Below are 20,269 nucleotides of genomic sequence, written 5' to 3' on the forward strand. Positions count from 1 at the left end.
GTGCAACTGTCATGGCGTCGTGACAGTTGGTCACCGTCGGGCGGGGGCCGTTCGGGCTCTTGTGGCAGCGCATAGGCTGTGCCAGATCAGTCGGTAGCAGCAGTCAGCGACGCCAGTGCAGGGGGCAACCGCCATGACGACAGGTCGGCTCGGGCAGGACACCGCGCCACCGAACGCGGCCTATGCCGGGCAGGTCGTGCATTTTCCGGACCCGGTCCGCGCCGCCCGTCACCCCAGAGGGGTACGGATCGACGAGCACGGCCATCCGGACTTCTCGCCGTACGCGCGTGCGGCGGCGGAGATCGCCGATCCTCCGGAGGGCTTCGGCGTCGACGAGCTGCGTCTCACGGACTACGTGTCGGCGAACGCGGCGATGGCGGCGACCGGTCATGAGCTGTGGGACACGATCCCTTCGGTGGCGACCCCGCACGGCTGGACCTGGCATCACGTGGCGCGCAGCCGCCGGATGGAGCTGGTCCCGGTCGAGGTGAAGGCGCTGCTGCGGCACCACGGCGGGGTGGCGACGGCCGCTGTCGATCATGCGAAGCGCGGCACGCGGCCGCTGCAGGAGACCCGTCCCGCGCACTTCGGCCTGCCGAAGGCGCTCGTGTCGGTGTCGGAGCTCCAGCTCCAGGGTGTCGAGGAGGATCTCGGCTACCGGCTGCCCGGCGCGTACCGCTCGTTCCTGAAGGCGGCGGGCGGGTGCGCGCCGGTGGGCACGGCGCTCGACGCGGAGCTCGGGCTCCTGGTCGACCAGCCGTTCTTCACGGTGCGGGAGCAGGCGGGGACGAACGACCTCGTGTACGTCAACAAGTGTCTGCGCGATCACCTGACCAAGGACTATCTGGGCGTCGCCTTCGTCCAGGGCGGTCTGGTCGCGGTGAAGGTGCGGGGCGACGCGATCGGCTCGGTGTGGTTCTGCGCGTACGACGACGCGCGGGACTCCGGGCCGGAGGCGGCGGGCTGGACGGTGGCCGAGCGGGTGGAGCGGCTGCTGCTGCCCTGCGGCGAGGACTTCGACGCGTTCCTGCAGCGTCTCGCCGGCAGTCCGCCGGAGCTGGAGACGGTGGCGAACCTGATGGTGGACGGCGGCTTCGCGCGTGCCGTGCCCGTGGTCCCGGTAGGGGAGTGAACTGGCTGTGGTGACGTTCGCGCAGGCGCAGGAGCGCGCCGAGGAATGGATCAACGGCGACCTGCCGGCGTACCAGCACCGTGAGGTGCGGGTACGGGAGTTCGAGCTGGGCTTCGTGGTGTGGGCCGAGGACCGCCAGGGCGGTCCGGTCTCGGACGGCGGCCGGCAGCGGCTGGTCATCGCCCGGGACAGCGGTGAGGCCACGCTGTGGCCGGGGCTGCCGGTGGGCGAGGTGATCCGGCGGTACGAGGAGGAGTACGGGTCGCCGGAGGAGGCGGCCGCCCCGGCGGCGCCTCAGGCGGCCCGGATCGATCTGAACCAGACGTCGTTCCTGCTGAGTCCTCCGGAGTGGCTGCAGGACGCGGCGGACCGGATCGGACTGCCGCCGCAGGGGCCGAACGCTTCGCAGGAGGGCGGGAGTTCGTCGGCGCCGATGGACGACGCGTCGGACGCGGTGCCGCCTGCGGGCGCGCCTTCGGTGCCCGCGCCTTCACCCGTGCCTTCGGCGTCTTCGACGCCGTCGGACTCCGGTGACCGTGACCGTGACCGTGACCGTGAGCCGGTGGCCGCGGCCTCGGCCGAGGCCGCGCCCGCCATCCCCGCTCCGGCGGCTCCGCCGGTTCCGCCCGCTCCCGCCCCTGTCCCCGCGCCCACCCCCGAGCCCCCCTCCGCGCCCACCCCCACCCCCGCTCCCGCGGTGAGTCCGTGGGCGGATGCGAACGCGAGTTCCGGTGGTGCCGACGGGGCTGTTCCGCTGCCCGCGACCGTGTTCGCGCCGCCGCTGTCGGGGACGGACGACGAGGACACCCCGCCCCCGTTGATCGGTGCCGACGCGCCGACCGCGCTGATGAAGGGGGGCAGTGCGCTGCCCCCGACCGCGGTGGCTCCGCGGCTCGACCCGGCCGCGCCGCCGCCTTCGGTGCCGGTGCCGCCGCCGGTGCAGCCCGGTCCTCCCGTGCCCCCTGTCCAGTCCGGTCCTCCCGTGCCTCCCGCCCCGGCGGCCGGGCCCGGTGTGCCGCCTCCGCCGCCCGCGCCGCGGGTGCCGGGTGCCGGGGAGATCGCGGACGCCGCGACGAGCAAGGCCACGCTGCCGCCGAAGGGCGGGCGCGGGCCGGGGACGCCGCCTCCGCCGCCGGGTGCGCCCGGTGTGCCCGGTGGGTCGCTGGGGGGCGCCCCCGCGTACGTACCGACGCAGCTGGTGTCGCAGCTCGGGCCCGAGGGGCTTCAGCCTCCCGGGCCGTCGCAGCCCGCCCCGCCCGGTCCTCCGGGGCCTCCCGGTCCGCCGACCCCGCCGCAGCCCGTGCACCAGGCGGCGACGATGCTGGCGCATCCGAACCAGGGTGGTCCGGGCGCGCCTCCGCCGCCCCCGCCGCCGCCGGGTGTGCCCGGTGGTACGCCCGCGGGTGGTGTCGCGCATGCCGCGACGATGCTGGCGCACCCCGGTCCCGGTGGTCCGGCCGGTCCGCCGCCTCCGCCCGCTCCGGCGCCGCCGGTGCACGGCGGTCACACGCCGCCTCCCGGCCCCGGGCCCGTACCTCCCGCGTACGGGTATCCGCAGGCCGCGGGGCAGCCGACGGTGGGTCCCGGCTACCAGGCGGTGCTGCGCTACCGGGCGCCCGACGGTTCGGAGGCGCAGATCATCCGGCGTTCGGCGCCGGGCACCCCGCATCCGGAGTGGCAGATCCTGCACGAGCTGCGCGCCATGAACGTGCCGCCGCAGCAGGTGCTGGAACTGCACACGGAGCTGGAGTCCTGTGAGCTGCCCGGTGGTTACTGTGCGCGGATGATCCGGGAGACGTGGCCGCAGGCGCGGATCACGAGCATCGCTCCGTACGGCCGCGATCACGCGGGCCGGCAGCAGGGCGTGCGGCAACTCCTCACGCATCAGGGTGAGTTGCATCAGGTCGCGGACGGTCCGGCGCGTCCCGCGCCGGTGCGGGCTCCGCTGCCGCAGGTGCAGCCGGCGCCGCCGGTTCCGCCGGAGGCGATCGCGCAGGAGCTGGCCGGGGCCTTCGGTCCGGGTGTGCTGCGCTTCGACCAGAACGCGGTGTCGCGTCAGGGCGTGCCGGAGCTGGTGGCGCGGACGCTGGTGTGGGCGGGGCTGCCGGCGGACTTCGGGCCGTTCTTCTGGGCGCAGCCTCCTGTGCCGGTGGTGCCGACGCTCGCGGAGCTGGCGGCTCAGCGGCAGGTGCAGTCGGCGCCGGACGCGAGCTCGTACCTGGTGCTCGGTTCGGACTTCGGGCGGGCGATCTGTGTCCAGTACGGGACCGCGCACATCGTGGCGGTTCCGGTGGAGGCCGGTCCTGGCGGGCAGTCGGTGCCGCCGCAGTTCGTGAACACCGGACTGCCGGAGTTCACGCGGTCGATGGCGCTGCTTGGCCGCATGTGGCGGCTGCGCTTCGGGCTCAATCCGGAGCAGGCGGGACGCTGGACGGTCGATTTCCAGGCGCAGTTGGCGATGCTGGACCCGGCGGCGCTGTCGTCGCCGGAGAACTGGTGGTCCGTGCTGCTTGAGCAGATGTGGGACGGCCTTCTGTAGCCCTTCTGCAGGCCCAGTTGGACAGAATGTGACGAAAGGCGCTCGACGTGTATCCACGTTGGGCGCCTTTTGTCCGTTCTGATGGCGCATCCTGTACGGGTCGGGCCGTAGGACGGAAGGGGCGTCAGGGATGAATTTCGCAGTCGGGCGGGGGCGCGGGTACCGCCCCGAGCAGGTCGACCGCCACCTCGCCGCGCTCTCCGAGGAGCGCGACGGGGCGTGGGAGCGGGCGGCGCGGCTCACCGTCCTCGCGAAGGACATGGAGGCGGAGGCGGCGCGGCTGCGCGCGGCCGTCGAGGCGCTCGCGCCGCAGCGGTACGAGTCGCTGAGCGAGCGCGCGCGGAAGATCCTGGCGATGGCCGAGCAGGAGGACGAGACGCTCGTCCGTGCCGCGGAGGCCGACGCGCAGGCCCTCGCGGAGGCGGCCGAGGCGGCGGGCCGGGAGGCGGAGGAGTCGGCCCGGGCGTACGCGGAGGGCGTCCGGGCGGCGGCCGAGTCGACGGCCCGCGCGACCCTGAAGACCGCGCGCGAGCGGGCCGAGGAGCTGGCGACGGACGCGGGCCGCGAGGCGGAGGAGCAGCGGTCGGCGGCGCGGGAGGCCTTCGAGGAGACCGAGCGCCGGGCGGCGGAGCTCCTGGCTGAGCAGCGGGCCGAGCAGGCGGCCGTACGGGACGAGGCCGAGCGTACGGCGCAGAGCGCGGCGGCCGAACTGGACGCGCGCCACGAGGCGCTGGTGGCCTCCGCGGAGGAGAGGCTCGCGGACGCCCAGCGGTCCCTCGCGGAGACCGAGGAGCAGGCCCGGCACGGTCAGGAGGACGCGGAGGCGCGGGCGGAGGAGGTGCTCGCCGAGGCCCGGATGAAGGGGGAGCGGGCCGAGCGCGAGACGGAGCGGGTGCTGCGGGAGCACGACGAGGCGCGGGACGAGATCCATGGGCACATGGAGCACATCCGCAACTCGCTCGCGGCGCTGACGGGCCGGGTGGCGGCACCGGAGCCGGAGCCGGAACAGGGCGCGGGCAAGGGGGACTTGGAGGGCTCTGAGGGTCAGGACGGCTCCGGAGGCCCGAAGTAGCCTCCCCTCCCAGGGGGATGCGGCTGACGGCGGTCACGCTCGACCGCGCCGACCCCAGCCGCACCTCGACTTCGACGCCGACGACCTGGACGAGGCCGCGGCCCGGCTTGTCGAGTGGGGCGCCACCGTGCCGGAGACGCAGCCGCGCCCCGACCGGTGGCGGGTGGTACTGGACCCGGCGGGGCCGTACCCGGGCCACCTTCTGTACGAGTCACCCGCTCAGTCCTCGTCTCCCGCCGCCTCCTTCAGCACCGGGAAGCGGCGGGGTGCGAGCGTGAGGAGGGCGAGGAGCGCCAGGGCCGCCGCTGCCGCCGCGCCCAGGTAGACCCAGTCGACCGCCGCGTCGACCGCTCGGCGGAGCCGGTCCATCGTCTCGGCCGTGAGGGACGCGGGCTCGTCCAGGGCGCGGGCCAGGGTGTCCAGGTCGGTGCCGCCGCCCAGGCGGGCCGCCAGCACCCCGTTCGCGATCGCGCCGAAGAGGGCCGCTCCGACGCTCTGGCCGACCTGGCGGCAGAAGAGGACCGAGGCGGTCGTCGTGCCCCTCTCCTCGTACGGGACGGTCGACTGGACCCCGACCATCAGGGGGAGTTGGAACAGCCCGAGCGCCGCGCCGAGCAGTAGCATCAGCAGGGCCGGCTGCCACGGCTCGCCGGGGAACGGCAGGAACGGGAACGCGAGCAGCAGGAGCAGCGCGCCCGAGATGCCGAGGACGGCGGTGAGGCGGAAGCCGATGCGGGTGTAGACGCGGTTGGAGAGCGCCGCCGTGATGGGCCAGCTCAGGGTCCAGGTGGAGAGGACGAAGCCGGCGGCTATCGGGCCGAGGCCCAGGACGGACTGGGCGTACGTGGGCAGGAAGACGGCCGGGGCGACCATCACCAGGCCGAGGGCGCCGAGCGACAGGTTGACGGCGGCGATCGTGCGGCGGCGCCAGACCCAGCCGGGGATGATCGGCTCGGCTGCGCGCCGCTCGATGACGACCGTCAGGGCGCCGAGGACGACCGCCCCGCCCAGGAGGCCGAGGGACGGGGCCGAGAGCCAGGGCCAGGCGACGCCGCCCTGGACGAGCGCGGTGATCAGCAGGGCGCCGGTGGCGAAGACGGCGAGCGCGCCGGCCCAGTCGATCCGGGGCTTCTCGCGGAGCGTGGTCGTGGTGTGCTGCGGTTCGACCAGGTGGCGGGTGACGAGCCAGAGGGCGACGAGCCCGATCGGCAGGTTGATGAGGAAGATCCAGCGCCAGTCGGCGTATCCGGCGAGCAGTCCGCCGACCGCCGGTCCCGCCACCGAGGACGCGGCCCACACCGAGGACAGTCGCGCCTGGATCTTGGGGCGTTCCTTCAGCGGGTACAGGTCGGCGGCGATCGTCTGGACCGTGCCCTGGAGCGCGCCGCCGCCGAGGCCCTGGACGACGCGGAAGGCGATGAGGGAGGCCATGCTCCAGGCGGCGGCGCAGAGCAGGGAGCCGATGAGGAAGAGGACGACCCCGGCCACGAGGACGGGCTTGCGGCCGAAGGTGTCGCTGAGCTTCCCGTACACCGGCAGGGTCACGGTGACGGCGAGCAGGTAGCCGGCGAAGAGCCAGGAGAAGACGGCGAGTCCGCCGAGGTCGCCGACGATCTGGGGGACGGCGGTGGCGATGATCGTGCCGTCGATGGCGGCGAGCCCCATGCAGAGCATGAGCGCGGCGACGACGGGGCCGCGTCGCGCCGCGGAGGGGGAGCCGGGGGCGGGGGCGGTGGACCCGGTCTTTCCGGCGGGACTGCCCGCCGGCGTCGTGTCGGACTCGGCCACCGCACGCTTCCTTTCTTCGTACACCTAAATGTTCGCGGTCAGGGTCTCACCCGTACCCGGGTCGTAGGAACCCCTAGGGGGATCTCCCCCATACGGGCCAGGGGTCGTTCGTCCCGCCGGAGGAGGAGAAGTCCGGTTCTCGCTTCTTAACTTGAACTTACAAACCAGGCACGACCCCACCGCCCATCAAGGAGAAGACCGTGACTTCGGCTGTGACCATCCCCAGGCACGGGGGTACGGGAGAGAGCACGGCCGTCGCCGCGCGGGCGCGTCAGGTCGTCAAGGCGTACGGCACCGGGGAAACCCGGGTCGTCGCGCTGGACTCCGTCGACGTGGACATCGCCCGTGGCCGCTTCACCGCGATCATGGGGCCCTCCGGCTCCGGCAAGTCGACCCTGATGCACTGCCTCGCCGGACTCGACACCGTCACCAGCGGCGAGATCTTCCTCGACGACACCGAGATCACCGGGCTCAAGGACAGAAAGCTCACGCAGCTGCGCCGCGACCGGATCGGCTTCATCTTCCAGGCGTTCAACCTGCTGCCGACCCTGAACGCCATCGAGAACATCACGCTCCCGATGGACATCGCGGGACGGAAGCCGGACGCCGAGTGGCTGCGCCGGGTCGTCGACACCGTCGGGCTCTCCGAGCGCCTCAAGCACCGGCCCAACCAGCTCTCCGGCGGCCAGCAGCAGCGCGTCGCCGTGGCCCGCGCGCTCGCCGCCCGGCCCGAGATCATCTTCGGCGACGAGCCGACCGGAAACCTCGACTCCCGGGCCGGCGCCGAGGTCCTCGGCTTCCTCCGCCAGTCCGTCGACGAGCTGGGGCAGACGATCGTCATGGTCACCCACGACCCGGTCGCCGCCTCCTACGCCGACCGGGTGCTCTACCTCGCCGACGGGCGGATCGTGGACGAGATGGAGCGGCCCACCGCCGACGCCGTCCTCGACCGCATGAAGGACTTCGACGCGCGCGGGCGGACGTCATGACCGTCCTCAAGACCTCGCTGCGCAACTTCCTCGCGCACAAGGGACGCATGGCGCTCTCCGCCGTCGCCGTCCTCCTCTCCGTCGCCTTCGTCAGTGGGACCCTGGTCTTCACCGACACCATGAACACGACGTTCGACAAGCTCTTCTCGTCGACCGCCTCCGACGTCACCGTCAGCCCGAAGGGCGCGGCGACCGACGACGAGACCCCGCAGTCCGGCCGCCCCGAGTCCTTCCCCGCCTCGCTCGTCGAGCAGGTCGGGAAGGCCGAGGGCGTCCAGGCCGCCGAGGGCGACGTCATCTCCATGAGCGTCACCGTCGTCGACGCCGAGAACAAGAACGTCGGGCCCACCAGTGGCGCCCCGACCATCGCCACCAACTGGAGCCCCAGTGAGCTCCGTTCGGTGGAGCTCGTCTCCGGCCAGGAGCCCCGCGGCCCCACCGACGTCGTCGTCGACGGAGCCACCGCCGAGAAGCACGGTCTGAAGCTCGGCGACGAGCTGCGGACGATCGCCGTCACCGGTGACTTCACCGCGAAGATCTCCGGCATCGTCGACTTCAAGGTCACCAACCCCGGCGCCACCGTCGTCTACTTCGACACCCCCACCGCGCAGCGCGAACTCCTCGGCAAAGAAGGGTTGTTCACCCAGGTCCTGGTCGACGCGAAGCCCGGTGTCAGCGACGACGTGCTGAAGAGGAACGTCGCCGCCTCGATCGGCGACGGCTACAAGCTCCAGACGGCCGCCGAGGCCGCCGACGCGGGCCGCGAGGACGTCGCCGGATTCCTCGACGTCATGAAGTACGCGATGCTCGGCTTCGCCGGGATCGCCTTCCTCGTCGGCATCTTCCTCATCGTCAACACCTTCTCCATGCTGGTCGCCCAGCGCACCCGCGAGATCGGCCTCATGCGGGCCATCGGATCCAGCCGCAAGCAGGTCAACCGCTCCGTCCTCGTCGAGGCGCTGCTCCTCGGCGTCGTCGGCTCGGTCGCCGGTGTCGCGGCGGGCGTCGGACTCGCCGTCGGCCTCATGAAGCTCATGTCCTCGATGGGCATGGAGCTCTCCACCCGCGACCTCACCGTCGCCTGGACGACCCCCGCCGTCGGCCTCGCCCTCGGCATCGTCGTCACCGTCCTCGCCGCCTACATCCCGGCCCGCCGGGCCGGCAAGGTCTCCCCGATGGCCGCCCTCCGCGACGCCGGCACCCCCGCCGACGGCAAGGCCGGACGCATCCGGGGCGCCCTCGGGCTCGCCCTCACCGCCGCCGGCGCAGCCGCCCTGTGGACCGCGACCCGCGCCGACGAGGCCGGCCCCGGCTCCCTCTGGCTCGGTCTCGGCGTCGTCCTCTCCCTCCTCGGCTTCATCGTCATCGGCCCGCTCCTCGCGGGCGGAGTCGTCCGCGCCCTCGGCGTCGTCGTCCTGCGGGTCTTCGGCCCGGTCGGCCGCATGGCCGAGCGCAACGCCCTGCGCAACCCCCGCCGCACCGGCGCCACCGGCGCCGCCCTGATGATCGGCCTCGCCCTCGTCGCCTGCCTCTCGGTGGTCGGCTCCTCGATGGTCGCCTCGGCCACCGACGAGCTCGACCGCTCCGTCGGCGCCGACTTCATCGTCCAGTCCGGCACCGGCCAGCCGATCGTGCCGCAGGCGCAGGCCGCCCTGGAGAAGGTCCCGGGCCTCGACCACGTCACCCAGTACAAGCTGGCCGACACCAAGGTCACCGCCCCGAGCGGGAAGACGAAGAAGGCCTACCTGGCCGCCACCGAACCGACGTACGTGCAGGACCTCCGCCGCGAGGTCACCTCCGGCAAGCTCACCGACGCCTACGGCGCCGACGCGATGTCCGTCGGCAGCGACTACGCCACCGAGTACGGCGTGAAGGTCGGCGACGTGCTGACCGTCGCCTTCAAGGGCGGCGAGACGGCGAAGCTCAAGGTCGCGGCGATCACCGCGGACACCGGCCAGGTCGACAACGGCGCGATGTACACCCACGTCACCACCCTCGCCCGGTACGTCCCCGCCGACCGGATGCCGCAGAGCCTGCTCATCCTCGCCAGCGCGAAGGACGGCCAGGAGGCCCAGGCCTACGAGGCCGTCAAGAAGGCCCTCGCGCCCTACCCCCAGTACAAGGCCAGCAACCAGGCCGACTACAAGGAGACCCTCAAGGACCAGGTCGGCCAGCTCCTCAACATCGTGTACGGGCTCCTCGCCCTCGCGATCGTCGTCGCGATCCTCGGTGTCGTGAACACCCTGGCCCTCTCGGTCGTCGAGCGGACCCGCGAGATCGGCCTCATGCGCGCCATCGGCCTCTCCCGCCGCCAGCTGCGCCGCATGATCCGCCTGGAGTCCGTGGTCATCGCCCTCTTCGGCGCCCTCCTCGGCCTCGGCCTGGGCATGGGCTGGGGCACGGCGGCCCAGAAGCTGCTGGCCCTGGAAGGCCTCGGCGTCCTGGAGATCCCCTGGCCGACGATCCTCACCGTCTTCGTCGGCTCGGCCTTCGTGGGCCTCTTCGCGGCCCTGGTCCCGGCCTTCCGCGCGGGCCGCATGAACGTCCTGAACGCGATCGCCAGCGAGTAGGAGGCGAGGAGGAGGCGAGGAGCCGTACGCGCTCCCGAGCGGCCCCGGTGGAGTTGTCCGCCGGGGCCGCCCCGTGTTTCGGGAGCGACTGTCGTTGCCCCGTCGTACGCTGGACACCCCGGCCCGTACGACGTGTCGGGCTGTTCGCGTTGCCCGCCCCGCGCCACCGCGCCCCGTACTCCGAACCCGGGATGGAAAGCTCCATGAGCCTGCACGGCCTGCTTGATGTAGTCGTCAAGGACGCGGCCCTCGCCGAGGCGGTGAAGGCCGCCGCCGACGGCAACCGCCCGCACGTCGACCTGGTCGGGCCCGCCGCCGCACGGCCGTTCGCCGTGGCCGCGCTCGCCCGTGACTCGGGGCGCCCGGTCCTCGCCGTCACCGCGACCGGCCGGGAGGCCGAGGACCTGGCCGCCGCGCTCCGCTCGCTCCTCGACCCCGACACGGTCGCCGAGTACCCCTCCTGGGAGACCCTGCCGCACGAGCGGCTCTCGCCCCGCTCCGACACCGTCGGCCGCCGCCTCGCCGTGCTGCGCCGCCTCGCGCACCCCCGCGACGACGACCCGGCCGCCGGCCCCGTCAGCGTCGTCGTCGCGCCCATCCGCTCCGTGCTCCAGCCGCAGGTCAAGGGCCTCGGCGACCTGGAGCCGGTGGCGCTGCGCAGCGGGCAGACGGCGGATCTGAACGAGGTCGTCGAGGGCCTCGCGGCCGCCGCGTACTCCCGGGTCGAGCTCGTCGAGAAGCGCGGCGAGTTCGCCGTGCGCGGCGGCATCCTGGACGTCTTCCCGCCCACCGAGGAGCACCCGCTCCGCATCGAGTTCTGGGGCGACGACGTCGAGGAGATCCGCTACTTCAAGGTGGCGGACCAGCGCTCCCTCGAAGTCGCCGAGCACGGCCTGTGGGCGCCGCCCTGCCGCGAGCTGCTCCTGACCGAGGACGTACGGGAGCGGGCGGCGGCGCTCGCCGAGGAGCACCCGGAGCTGGGCGAGCTCCTGAACAAGATCGCGGAGGGGATCGCGGTCGAGGGCATGGAGTCCCTGGCGCCGGTCCTCGTCGACGACATGGAGCTGCTGCTCGACGTGCTGCCGAAGGGCGCCATGGCCGTCGTCTGCGACCCGGAGCGGGTCCGGACCCGGGCCTCGGACCTGGTGGCGACGTCGCAGGAGTTCCTCCAGGCCTCGTGGGCGGCGACCGCGGGCGGCGGCGAGGCCCCGATCGACGTCGGCGCGGCCTCCCTGTGGGGGATCGCGGACGTCCGCGACCGGGCGCGCGAGCTGGACATCGCCTGGTGGTCGGTGTCGCCGTTCGCGGCGGACGAGGTCCTTTCGGGGGACACCCTCACCCTCGGCATGCACGCCCCCGAGTCGTACCGCGGCGACACCGCCCGCGCGCTCGCCGACACCAAGGGCTGGCTGGCCGAGGGCTGGCGGACGGTGTACGTGACGGAGGCCCACGGCCCCGCCACGCGTACGGTCGAGGTCCTCGGCGGCGAGGGCATCGCCGCGCGTCTCGACGCCGACCTCGCGGAGATCTCGCCGTCCGTCGTCCATGTCGCGACCGGCTCCATCGACTACGGCTTCGTCGACCCGGCGCTGAAGCTCGCCGTCCTCACCGAGACCGACCTGTCCGGCCAGAAGGCGGCCGGCAAGGACGGCCAGCGGATGCCGGCCAAGCGCCGCAAGACCATCGACCCGCTGACCCTGGAGGTCGGCGACTACATCGTGCACGAGCAGCACGGCGTCGGCCGCTACGTGGAGATGGTCCAGCGGACCGTGCAGGGCGCGACCCGCGAGTACCTCCTCGTCGAGTACGCCCCCGCCAAGCGCGGCCAGCCCGGCGACCGGCTGTACATCCCCACCGACCAGCTGGAGCAGGTCACCAAGTACGTCGGCGGCGAGGCGCCCACCCTGCACCGGCTCGGCGGCGCGGACTGGACGAAGACGAAGGCGCGCGCGAAGAAGGCCGTCAAGGAGATCGCCGCCGACCTGATCAAGCTGTACTCGGCCCGGATGGCGGCCCCCGGCCACGCCTTCGGCCAGGACACCCCGTGGCAGCGCGAGCTGGAGGACGCCTTCCCGTACGCGGAGACCCCCGACCAGCTGTCCACGATCGCCGAGGTCAAGGAGGACATGGAGAAGACCGTCCCCATGGACCGCCTGATCTGCGGCGACGTCGGCTACGGCAAGACGGAGATCGCGGTCCGCGCCGCCTTCAAGGCCGTCCAGGACGGCAAGCAGGTCGCCGTCCTCGTCCCGACGACGCTGCTCGTGCAGCAGCACTTCGGCACGTTCAGCGAGCGGTACTCGCAGTTCCCGGTGAACGTCCGGGCACTCTCCCGCTTCCAGACCGACACCGAGGCGAAGGCGACCCTGGAGGGGATGCGGGAGGGCTCGGTCGACGTCGTCATCGGCACCCACCGCCTCTTCGCCTCCGAGACGAAGTTCAAGGACCTGGGCCTGGTCATCGTCGACGAGGAGCAGCGCTTCGGCGTCGAGCACAAGGAGCAGCTGAAGAAGCTCCGCGCCAACGTCGACGTGCTGACGATGTCGGCCACCCCGATCCCGCGAACCCTGGAGATGGCGGTCACGGGCATCCGCGAGATGTCGACGATCACGACCCCGCCGGAGGAGCGGCACCCGGTCCTCACCTTCGTCGGCCCGTACGAGGAGAAGCAGATCGGCGCGGCCATCCGCCGTGAACTCCTGCGCGAGGGCCAGGTCTTCTACATCCACAACCGTGTCGACTCCATCGACCGCGCGGCCGCCCGGCTCCGGGAGATCGTGCCGGAGGCGCGGATCGCCACGGCCCACGGCCAGATGTCGGAATCGGCCCTGGAGCAGGTGGTCGTCGACTTCTGGGAGAAGAAGTTCGACGTGCTCGTCTCGACGACGATCGTCGAATCGGGCATCGACATCTCCAACGCCAACACCCTGATCGTGGAGCGCGGCGACAACTTCGGCCTCTCGCAGCTCCACCAGCTGCGCGGCCGCGTCGGCCGTGGCCGCGAGCGCGGTTACGCGTACTTCCTGTACCCGCCGGAGAAGCCGCTGACGGAGACCGCGCACGAGCGGCTCGCGACGATCGCCCAGCACACCGAGATGGGCGCCGGCATGTACGTGGCGATGAAGGACCTGGAGATCCGCGGCGCGGGCAACCTCCTCGGCGGCGAGCAGTCCGGCCACATCGCCGGCGTCGGCTTCGACCTGTACGTCCGCATGGTCGGCGAGGCGGTCGCGGACTACCGGGCGCAGATGGAGGGCGGCGCGGAGGAGGAGGCGCCGCTGGAAGTCAAGATCGAGCTCCCGGTCGACGCCCATATGCCGCACGACTACGCGCCGGGGGAGCGGCTCCGCCTCCAGGCCTACCGCTCGATCGCCTCCGCGAACTCGGAGGAGGACATCAGGGCCGTACGCGAGGAACTCACCGACCGCTACGGCAAGCTGCCGGAACCGGTGGAGAACCTGCTGCTCGTGGCGGGCCTGCGGATGCTGGCGCGCGCGTGCGGAGTCGGCGAGATCGTCCTCCAGGGCCCGAACATCCGCTTCGCGCCGGTGGAGTTGAGGGAGTCGCAGGAACTGCGGCTGAAGCGGCTGTACCCCCGGACGGTGATCAAGCCGGCGGTGCACCAGATCCTGGTGCCGCGGCCGACGAGCGGGAAGATCGGGGGGAAGCCGGTGGTGGGGCGCGAACTGCTCGCGTGGACCGGGGAGTTCCTCACGACGATCCTGGGTTCGTGACGCTCTGAGCGTCCCCCTCCGGCAGGGTGTCCCCAGGACGGGGGACGAGGGGGCCGGATTCCAGGAGTGGCTGGTGCGGCACCCCGAGTCGTAGGGGTGCGCGGGGTGCCGCAAGCCGTCGGCTACAGCTCGTTCAGGTCCACCGCTTCGGCCATCGCCTCGTAGCCCGCGTCGTTCGGGTGGAGGCCGTCGCCCGAGTCGTACGCCGGGAGGATGCGGTCCGGGTCCGTCGGGTCCGCCACCGCGCGGTCGAAGTCGACGACCGCGTCGTACGCGCCGGACGTGCGGATCCAGTCGTTGACGGCCTCCCGCTTGGCCTCGTTCGCCGGGGTGTCGTAGAAGGAGCCCTTGATCGGGGTGAGGGTCGCGCCGACGACCTTGAGGCCCTTCGCGTGCGCCTCGCGGATCAGGGTGCGGTGGCCCGCGATGAGCTGTGCGGCGGAGACGTCGGGGGTGGGCGGGGCGGGGAAGGTCGCCGTGCTGCCGCCGATGTCGTTGATGCCTTCGAGGACGATCACGGTCCGGACGCCGGGCTCCGTGAGGACGTCCTGACGGAAGCGCTTGAGGGCCCTCTCGCCCGCCCAGGTGGTGTCGTTGACGACCTGGTTGCCGGCGATCCCGTGGTTGACGACGGCGCGCGGACGCCCGGACTCGGCGAGGCGTTCCGCGAGCTCGTCGGGGTAGCGGCCGTTGGCGTCGAGCTTGGAGCCGACGCCGTCGGTGATGGAGTCGCCGAAGGTCACGACGCCGTTCCGGCGTCCGGTGTCCCGGCCGCCGGTGACCTCGACGCCGGAGAGGAAGTACCAGGACGCGCTGGTCTCCCGGAAGGCCGTGCCGGTCAGGTCGCCCCGGTGGTCGCCGTCGGCGCGGTAGCTGGTGGCCGAGGAGAAGTGGTGGAAGGTGGCGGGGCCGGTCTTCTCCGCGAGGTAGAGGGTGACGGTGAGCGAGCCGAAGGCCTCGACGGGGAGGTTCGCGGCGTCGCTGAGGAGGGTGCCGCCGGCCGGGATCGTCACCGACGCGCGGCCGTCGAAGCGGAGGGGGCGTACGGAGCCGGGGCGCACCGCGCCGCCCTCGGCGGTACGGGCCACGGTCGCGCCGGTGATCCGCAGTGGAGTGGAGCCGTATCGGTTCGTCAGCTCGATCCGGGCCCGGGTGCCGCCGGTGGTGACCCGGACGACCTGGCGGACGGTGTGGTTCTCGAAGCCCTGCTGCGACCAGTTGGCGGTGAAGGGCGCGGTCGGCGACTGCGGGGAGGCGGCCCAGGCGGCCCGCCAGGAGGGGCCCTGGTGGCCGGAGTCGGCGAGTGCGGTGGGGGCTAATCCGAGGGTGGCGGCGGTGAGGACGGCTATGGCGGTGCGGCGCAGGGTGTTCGTCGTATGCATGCTTGCGTCAATTACGGGCAGGCGCGGGCTATTCCCGGCCGCCGGGTTCTAATGCCCGCTCTCCTCGGGGAGTTGGCCGGCGAAGAGGAGGCCGGTCAGGGAGCGGAAGTACTCCTCCGGCTCCCGGCCGCCCAGCGCCGCCTCGACGTTCCCGGTGAGGACCAGGGTCGCGAAGCCGTGGGCGAGCGACCAGGCGGCGATGCCCGCCGTGCGGGCGTCGGGGACGTCCGGCAGGCCGGCCACGCCCGCGCGGAGTTCGGCGGAGGCCCGTTCCCTGGCGGCGAGGAGCTCCGGATCGTCGGCGCGGAGCAGGCCCGGCTGGAACATCACCTGGAAGTGGGCGGGGTGGTCCGTCGCGAACCGTACGTACCGCACGCCGCGTTCGCGCAGCTCGGGCGTCCCGGCGAGGGTCGCGGCCAGGAGGTCGTACCCCTCGGTGGCGATGGCGGTGAGGAGGCCGGTGCGGTCCTTGAAGTGGTGGGCGGGGGCCGCGTGGGAGACGCCGGCGCGGCGGGCGAGGTCGCGCAGGCTCAGTGCCCCGGGGCCCTCGGCGGCGATCACGTCGAGGGCGGCGGCGAGGACGGACTGCCGCAGGTCGCCGTGGTGGTAGGTCTTCCGGCTCGGACTCATGGGGGCAGCCTAGCCCTCATCTAGTCGTTGACAAGTTCCCGTTTCGGTGCGCACTATCTAGTCAGTGACAAGTTGATGGTCCGCCGTTCAACACGAGAGGGGTACCTCGTGGAATCCGCACGCGTACGTCAGATGTGGCACCTGCTCGAACCCCTGCACGCCCTGCTCTACTACGCCCCCGAGGCCTTCGACGAGGCCGCCGCCCTCGGCTACGACACCGCCGAGCGCTGGCCCTCCTACTTCGCCTGGCGCTCCGCCCCGCTGGGCGCGGCCGGCCCGGTCGGGGTCGCCTCGGCCTTCTACAGCTTCAGTCCCGGGATGGTCGCCCGGTACGTCCCCGGCGGGCCCTCCGCGGCCCCCGCCGACGTCCTCGCCGCCCGCCTCCGTGCCGTCGACCGCACCTACCGGGCCGTCCTCGGCGAGGACACGGTCAAGAGCCCCGAGCTCACCGAGGCCGCCGCCCTCGCCCGCCGCGCCGCCGAGGCCGCCGGGACGGAGGGGCGCCCCCTCGCCGCCGCCAACGCCGCCCTGCCCTGGCCCGGGGCCCCGCACCTCGTCCTCTGGCAGGCCGCGACGATCCTGCGCGAGCACCGCGGCGACGGGCACCTCGCCGCGCTCCTCGTCGCCGGCCTCGACCCGGTCGAGGCGCTCGTCTCCTTCGCGGCGGTCGGCGCCGCCCCCGAGGCCGTGTTCGAGAGCCGCGGCTGGTCCGCCGCCGAGTGGTCCGCCGCCCGCACCCGCCTCGCGGCCCGCGGGGTCCTGGACGCGGACGGGACCGTCACCGAAGCCGGCCGCGCGCTCCGCGCCGAGGTCGAGCTGCGTACGGACGAACTCGCCGCCGCTCCCTGGGACGCCCTCGGCCAGGACGGCACCACCCGCCTCGCCGAACTGCTCGGCGGGCCCTGGCTCTCCGCGATCGGCTCCGGCCTGCTCCCCGCCGAGAACACCCTCGGCATCGGCAAGGTGTGAGGCGAGGGCCGCGCCACACCCCCGCCTAGGATGCGGGGGTGTTCACACAACGGACGTTCCGCGTATATCGAAGCCCCTCGGCCGCCACGGCGCTTGCCGTGGCCGCCCTCATGGCCACCGCCTGCACGCCCCGCTCCGACACCCCCGCAGCCGACGGCGGCTCGGGCGGGAAGCCCGCCGCGCGCGGCACCGCGCTCGCCGCCGTGGACACCCTCACGGTCAAGGGCCGGGCCCCGAAGACCGGTTACGCGCGGGAGGAGTTCGGCCGGGCCTGGGCGGATGTCGACGGCAACGGCTGCGGCACCCGCGACGACATACTCCGGCGCGACCTGTCCGGCGTCCGCTTCACGGACGGCCGCTGCAAGGTCGCCTCCGGCACCCTCATGGACGACCCGTACACCGGCACCACCGTCGCGTACGTCCGGGGCCGCAGCAAGGTCGACATCGACCACGTCGTGGCGCTCTCCGACGCCTGGCAGAAGGGCGCCAGGTGGTGGGACGCGGACACCCGCCGCCGCTTCGCCAACGACCCCCTCAACCTCCTCGCCGTCGACTCCTCGGCGAACCGGCGCAAGTCCGACGGCGACGCCGCGACCTGGCTCCCGCCGAACAAGGCGTACCGCTGCACGTACGTGGCCCGGCAGGTCTCCGTGAAGCAGAAGTACAGCGTGTGGGTGACGGGCGCCGAGCGGGACGCGATGAAGCGGGTCCTCAAGGGCTGCCCGCAGCAGAAACTCCCGTAGGGAGCCGAGCCGCCGGGAAAATCGTTTCGCCCTTCGGAAGACGATCTTTATCCTGCCCGCATGGACCTGAACATATCGACCCTCGCCGCCCGTCCCGAGCTGGAAGGGCCGATGTGGAGCATGCTCGACCTCTGGCCCGAGTTCATGATGTACGACCCGGTGGGCTGGGCGAACATCGGCCGGATCGTGCGTGAGCTGCCCGAGTACGTCCTCGTCGCCACCGACGCCGAGGGCAAGGTCGTCGCGCGCGGCTTCAGCGTCCCCTTCCGGATGGACGTCGACGGCCGCCGCGAGCTGCCGCCCCGGGGCTGGGACGAGGTGCTGCTCTGGGCCTTCTCGGACCTGCGGGCCGGCCGCGAGCCGGACACCGTCAGCGCGATCGAGATCACGGTCGACACGAGCGCGCTGGGCAACGGCGTCTCGCACCGGATGCTCGCCGCGATGCGGGACAACACGAAGCGGCTCGGCTTCTCGGAGCTCGTCGCCCCGGTCCGCCCCAACGGCAAGCACCTGGAGGCGGAGTCCTCCATCCACGAGTACGCCTTCCGCACCCGCGAGTCCGACGGCCTGCCGGTCGACCCGTGGCTGCGCGTCCACGTCCGCGCGGGCGGTGTCGTCGAGGCGGTGGCCCCGGCGTCGATGACGGTCAGCGGTTCCGTCGAGCAGTGGCGCGCGTGGACGGGGCTGCCCTTCGACACGGACGGCCCGGTCGAGGTCGAGAAGGCCCTCGTCCCGGTCCACTGCGAGGTCTCGCGCGGGTACGCCGTCTACGTCGAGCCCAACGTGTGGGTGCGGCACAGCATCTGACGAGAGATCAATTCATCACGACGACATCTTTGGCCGGCGGGGCCTTCACCTCGACCGGCCTGTCGTAGTGGTAGGTGGTGGTCCCCGGCGTCTCGCCGCCCGTCATGACGATCTTCAGGAGGTGCGGCGGGCCTTCCGCGGCGATGTAGACGGTGGTCGTCTCGCCGTCGCCGCCGACCGGCTGCGCCAGCCTCAGCGCCTTCCGGCCGTCGACGGTGGTCTCCGCGGGCTCCACGGAGTCGTCGTCCCAGCCGTTCACCAAGCTCGGGGAACCCACCTTCCAGCTGCAGGTCCCCAGCCCCTCCGGGGCGGCGGGGCCGTCGGCGGGCGACTTCGTCCAGCGGCCCTTGAGCCTGCCGATCAGGGCCTCCAGGTCCTCCGGGGTCCGGTGGCTCTCCTCCCGGCGCAGGCGCGCCTCGTCGCGGCGGACGTACACGTCCCCGTCGACCCTGATGACGTCGAGCGTGTCCGACGTGCCGTGGGACAGCGTCGTGGTGCAGTTCCCCCGGCCGTCGCGGGAGCTGCGGCTCTTCATCGGCACCATCAACGAGAACCCGTCGGACTGCACGGTCACGGACTCCGCCGACTCCGTCGCCCTGATCGCCTTGTCGAGAATCCAGGGTTCGGCCGGGTCCGCCGCGGGCCGACCGCAGGCGGTGGCGGAGAGGCCGGAGGCCGCGCAGAGGAGGGCGACGGCGACGGGGCGGCGGAGTAAGGCGTGCATGGGGGCAGTCTCTCCGGGGGGCGTGAACGAGGGAAGGGGCCCCGTGGGGCCCCCGGTCCTGGTGGTGCGTGGTGACCGTCTGGGTCAGCCGAGCTTCAGCTCCCACTGCGAGGCGTTGTAGTCGAAGCCGGGGTTGACCTCGACGGTCAGGTTCTTGGCGTCCTTCGGGGTGTCGAAGGCGACGGTGAGCGTGGCCTTCTTGCCGGGCAGGACGGCGCCCTGGAAGCCCGCGCCGACCTTCTCGTCGAAGATCTGCTCCGCCTCGACGCCGTCGGTGCCGGCGCGTGCGCTCAGCAGGACGCCGACGGCGTCGAAGTTCTTCTTGCCGCCGTTCTCGACGACGACGGTGACCTGGTAGGCCTTGTTGCCCTTGGTGTGGCCGACCGCGTACTCGCTGGCGGTGTACGCCTTCGGGTCCGAGACCGTGATCTTCAGGTCGTTGTCGTAGACCGAGGTGTCGCCGTCCGCCAGGGCCTTGCCCTTGTCCGCCGTCCCCTTGTCCGACGTCCCGGCGTCGCCCGACGAGGCCCCGGCCTTCGTCGGGTCCTTCGGCGCCGCGTCCTTGATGCTCTTGTCGATCTCCTCGACCGCGTCGCTGACCGCCGTGACCGTGATGATCAGGCCGACCGTCGCGAGGATCAGGGACACGAGGCCCAGGATCGCGCCGGTGATCGTCACGCCCTTGTTGCTCGCCTCGCCGCGCTTCACCCGGCCCTTGCCGACGAGGCCCAGGACCAGCGCGATGACGCCGAGGGTGCCGGCCAGCCAGAAGAGCAGCGGGATGAGGCCGGAGACCGTGCCGATGATGCCGAGGATCAGGGCCGCGGTGCCGAGGCCGTTGCGCATGACCTGCCGCGGGGCGGCGGCGGGGACCTGAGTGTCGTACGACATGGGTGTGTCCTCCCGGACAGAGAAGCTGTCTGAAGCGATGGGTCAATCACAACAGAGCTTGTGAACCGAGTCAACACGATTCACGAAAAACGAGTCCGCTCACGCTGTGAAGTGGTGCCGTGCGTGTTCGTCGGTAAGATCGATGTCACACGAGGACGTGGGCGAGGCGAGCCAGGGAGATGAGTCAGGTGCCGGAGGAGCGCGCAGGAGACGCAGGGGACACGGGAGCCACGGAAGACACGCGAGCCACGGAAGACACGCGAGCCACGGAAGGCGCGGGAGCCACGGAAGGCGCGGGA

At 72.6% G+C, this 20,269-nt stretch carries 15 protein-coding genes; 10 read left to right on the forward strand and 5 right to left on the reverse strand.

Annotated features, from left to right (window positions below):
• Positions 1 to 133 precede the first annotated feature (133 nt).
• The 4 genes from DEJ46_RS23940 (at position 134) to DEJ46_RS40940 (ending at position 5,068) form a co-directional block, all read left to right on the forward strand.
• On the forward strand, positions 134 to 1,132 hold the full coding sequence (locus DEJ46_RS23940; protein WP_150269499.1) for an SMI1/KNR4 family protein: 999 nt from the start codon (positions 134 to 136) through the stop codon (positions 1,130 to 1,132).
• Between the two features lie 7 nt (positions 1,133 to 1,139).
• A complete protein-coding gene (locus DEJ46_RS23945; RefSeq protein WP_150269501.1) occupies positions 1,140 to 3,671 on the forward strand; it encodes an SUKH-4 family immunity protein in 2,532 nt (843 codons plus the stop codon).
• A 130-nt stretch (positions 3,672 to 3,801) separates the two neighbouring features.
• Positions 3,802 to 4,743: a cellulose-binding protein gene (locus DEJ46_RS23950; RefSeq protein WP_150269503.1), complete on the forward strand. Its 942-nt coding sequence runs from the start codon at positions 3,802 to 3,804 to the stop codon at positions 4,741 to 4,743.
• Entirely contained in the window at positions 4,709 to 5,068 is a 360-nt protein-coding gene (locus DEJ46_RS40940; protein ID WP_411757832.1) for a VOC family protein, read from the forward strand. Before DEJ46_RS23950 ends, DEJ46_RS40940 begins: the two co-directional genes overlap by 35 nt.
• Here DEJ46_RS40940 and DEJ46_RS23960 read toward each other — a convergent pair.
• Entirely contained in the window at positions 4,963 to 6,417 is a 1,455-nt protein-coding gene (locus DEJ46_RS23960) for an MFS transporter (protein WP_150274724.1), read from the reverse strand. The two genes, DEJ46_RS40940 and DEJ46_RS23960, sit on opposite strands and share 106 nt — an antisense overlap.
• Before the next feature lie 314 nt (positions 6,418 to 6,731).
• Here DEJ46_RS23960 and DEJ46_RS23965 point away from each other — a divergent pair, with 314 nt between their 5' ends.
• From DEJ46_RS23965 to mfd, 3 genes are all read left to right on the forward strand, one after another.
• Positions 6,732 to 7,520, forward strand: a complete 789-nt coding sequence (locus tag DEJ46_RS23965; RefSeq protein ID WP_150269505.1) for an ABC transporter ATP-binding protein — start codon at positions 6,732 to 6,734, stop codon at positions 7,518 to 7,520.
• Positions 7,517 to 10,090, forward strand: a complete 2,574-nt coding sequence (locus DEJ46_RS23970) for an ABC transporter permease (RefSeq protein WP_150269507.1) — start codon at positions 7,517 to 7,519, stop codon at positions 10,088 to 10,090. The genes DEJ46_RS23965 and DEJ46_RS23970 overlap by 4 nt, the downstream gene beginning before the upstream one ends.
• A 203-nt stretch (positions 10,091 to 10,293) precedes the next feature.
• Positions 10,294 to 13,824 (forward strand): transcription-repair coupling factor, encoded by a 3,531-nt coding sequence (gene mfd / locus DEJ46_RS23975; RefSeq protein ID WP_150269509.1) that lies wholly within the window; start codon positions 10,294 to 10,296, stop codon positions 13,822 to 13,824.
• A 122-nt stretch (positions 13,825 to 13,946) separates the two neighbouring features.
• On the opposite strand, the gene DEJ46_RS23980 is transcribed toward mfd, so the two are convergent.
• The gene (locus DEJ46_RS23980) at positions 13,947 to 15,206 is read right to left on the reverse strand and encodes an SGNH/GDSL hydrolase family protein (RefSeq protein WP_150269510.1); all 1,260 of its coding nucleotides are present in this window, start codon (positions 15,204 to 15,206) and stop codon (positions 13,947 to 13,949) included.
• A gap of 48 nt (positions 15,207 to 15,254) precedes the next feature.
• Positions 15,255 to 15,836 (reverse strand): TetR/AcrR family transcriptional regulator, encoded by a 582-nt coding sequence (locus tag DEJ46_RS23985; protein WP_150269512.1) that lies wholly within the window; start codon positions 15,834 to 15,836, stop codon positions 15,255 to 15,257.
• A gap of 75 nt (positions 15,837 to 15,911) precedes the next feature.
• On the opposite strand from DEJ46_RS23985, the gene DEJ46_RS23990 reads away from it, so the two are divergent.
• The 3 genes from DEJ46_RS23990 (at position 15,912) to DEJ46_RS24000 (ending at position 18,355) form a co-directional block, all read left to right on the forward strand.
• On the forward strand, positions 15,912 to 16,805 hold the full coding sequence (locus DEJ46_RS23990; protein ID WP_150269514.1) for an SCO6745 family protein: 894 nt from the start codon (positions 15,912 to 15,914) through the stop codon (positions 16,803 to 16,805).
• A gap of 110 nt (positions 16,806 to 16,915) precedes the next feature.
• Complete coding sequence (locus DEJ46_RS23995) at positions 16,916 to 17,548, forward strand: HNH endonuclease family protein (protein WP_150274726.1); 633 nt, start codon at positions 16,916 to 16,918, stop codon at positions 17,546 to 17,548.
• Between the two features lie 60 nt (positions 17,549 to 17,608).
• Entirely contained in the window at positions 17,609 to 18,355 is a 747-nt protein-coding gene (locus tag DEJ46_RS24000; RefSeq protein ID WP_150269515.1) for an N-acetyltransferase, read from the forward strand.
• Positions 18,356 to 18,362: 7 nt separating this feature from the next.
• Here DEJ46_RS24000 and DEJ46_RS24005 read toward each other — a convergent pair whose 3' ends face one another.
• Positions 18,363 to 19,079 carry a hypothetical protein gene (locus DEJ46_RS24005; RefSeq protein WP_150269517.1) on the reverse strand — a complete coding sequence of 239 codons (717 nt, stop codon included), beginning with the start codon at positions 19,077 to 19,079 and terminating at the stop codon, positions 18,363 to 18,365.
• Between the two features lie 84 nt (positions 19,080 to 19,163).
• Positions 19,164 to 19,970 (reverse strand): DUF4190 domain-containing protein, encoded by an 807-nt coding sequence (locus tag DEJ46_RS24010; RefSeq protein WP_150269519.1) that lies wholly within the window; start codon positions 19,968 to 19,970, stop codon positions 19,164 to 19,166.
• Positions 19,971 to 20,269 lie beyond the last annotated feature (299 nt).

The organism is Streptomyces venezuelae (assembly GCF_008642375.1).
GTDB classification, from domain to species: Bacteria; Actinomycetota; Actinomycetes; order Streptomycetales; family Streptomycetaceae; genus Streptomyces; species Streptomyces venezuelae_G.

What these genes read in the sequence shown, in the direction of transcription:
- DEJ46_RS24000 (WP_150269515.1), top strand. Translation starts at nt 17,609, where the DNA reads ATGGACCTGAACATATCGACCCTCGCCGCCCGTCCCGAGCTGGAAGGG.
- DEJ46_RS23980 (WP_150269510.1), bottom strand. Translation starts at nt 15,206, where the DNA reads ATGCATACGACGAACACCCTGCGCCGCACCGCCATAGCCGTCCTCACC.
- DEJ46_RS23950 (WP_150269503.1), top strand. Translation starts at nt 3,802, where the DNA reads ATGAATTTCGCAGTCGGGCGGGGGCGCGGGTACCGCCCCGAGCAGGTC.
- DEJ46_RS23990 (WP_150269514.1), top strand. Translation starts at nt 15,912, where the DNA reads ATGGTCCGCCGTTCAACACGAGAGGGGTACCTCGTGGAATCCGCACGC.
- DEJ46_RS24005 (WP_150269517.1), bottom strand. Translation starts at nt 19,079, where the DNA reads ATGCACGCCTTACTCCGCCGCCCCGTCGCCGTCGCCCTCCTCTGCGCG.
- DEJ46_RS24010 (WP_150269519.1), bottom strand. Translation starts at nt 19,970, where the DNA reads ATGTCGTACGACACTCAGGTCCCCGCCGCCGCCCCGCGGCAGGTCATG.
- mfd (WP_150269509.1), top strand. Translation starts at nt 10,294, where the DNA reads ATGAGCCTGCACGGCCTGCTTGATGTAGTCGTCAAGGACGCGGCCCTC.
- DEJ46_RS23970 (WP_150269507.1), top strand. Translation starts at nt 7,517, where the DNA reads ATGACCGTCCTCAAGACCTCGCTGCGCAACTTCCTCGCGCACAAGGGA.
- DEJ46_RS23960 (WP_150274724.1), bottom strand. Translation starts at nt 6,417, where the DNA reads ATGCTCTGCATGGGGCTCGCCGCCATCGACGGCACGATCATCGCCACC.
- DEJ46_RS23940 (WP_150269499.1), top strand. Translation starts at nt 134, where the DNA reads ATGACGACAGGTCGGCTCGGGCAGGACACCGCGCCACCGAACGCGGCC.
- DEJ46_RS23985 (WP_150269512.1), bottom strand. Translation starts at nt 15,836, where the DNA reads ATGAGTCCGAGCCGGAAGACCTACCACCACGGCGACCTGCGGCAGTCC.
- DEJ46_RS23995 (WP_150274726.1), top strand. Translation starts at nt 16,916, where the DNA reads ATGGCCACCGCCTGCACGCCCCGCTCCGACACCCCCGCAGCCGACGGC.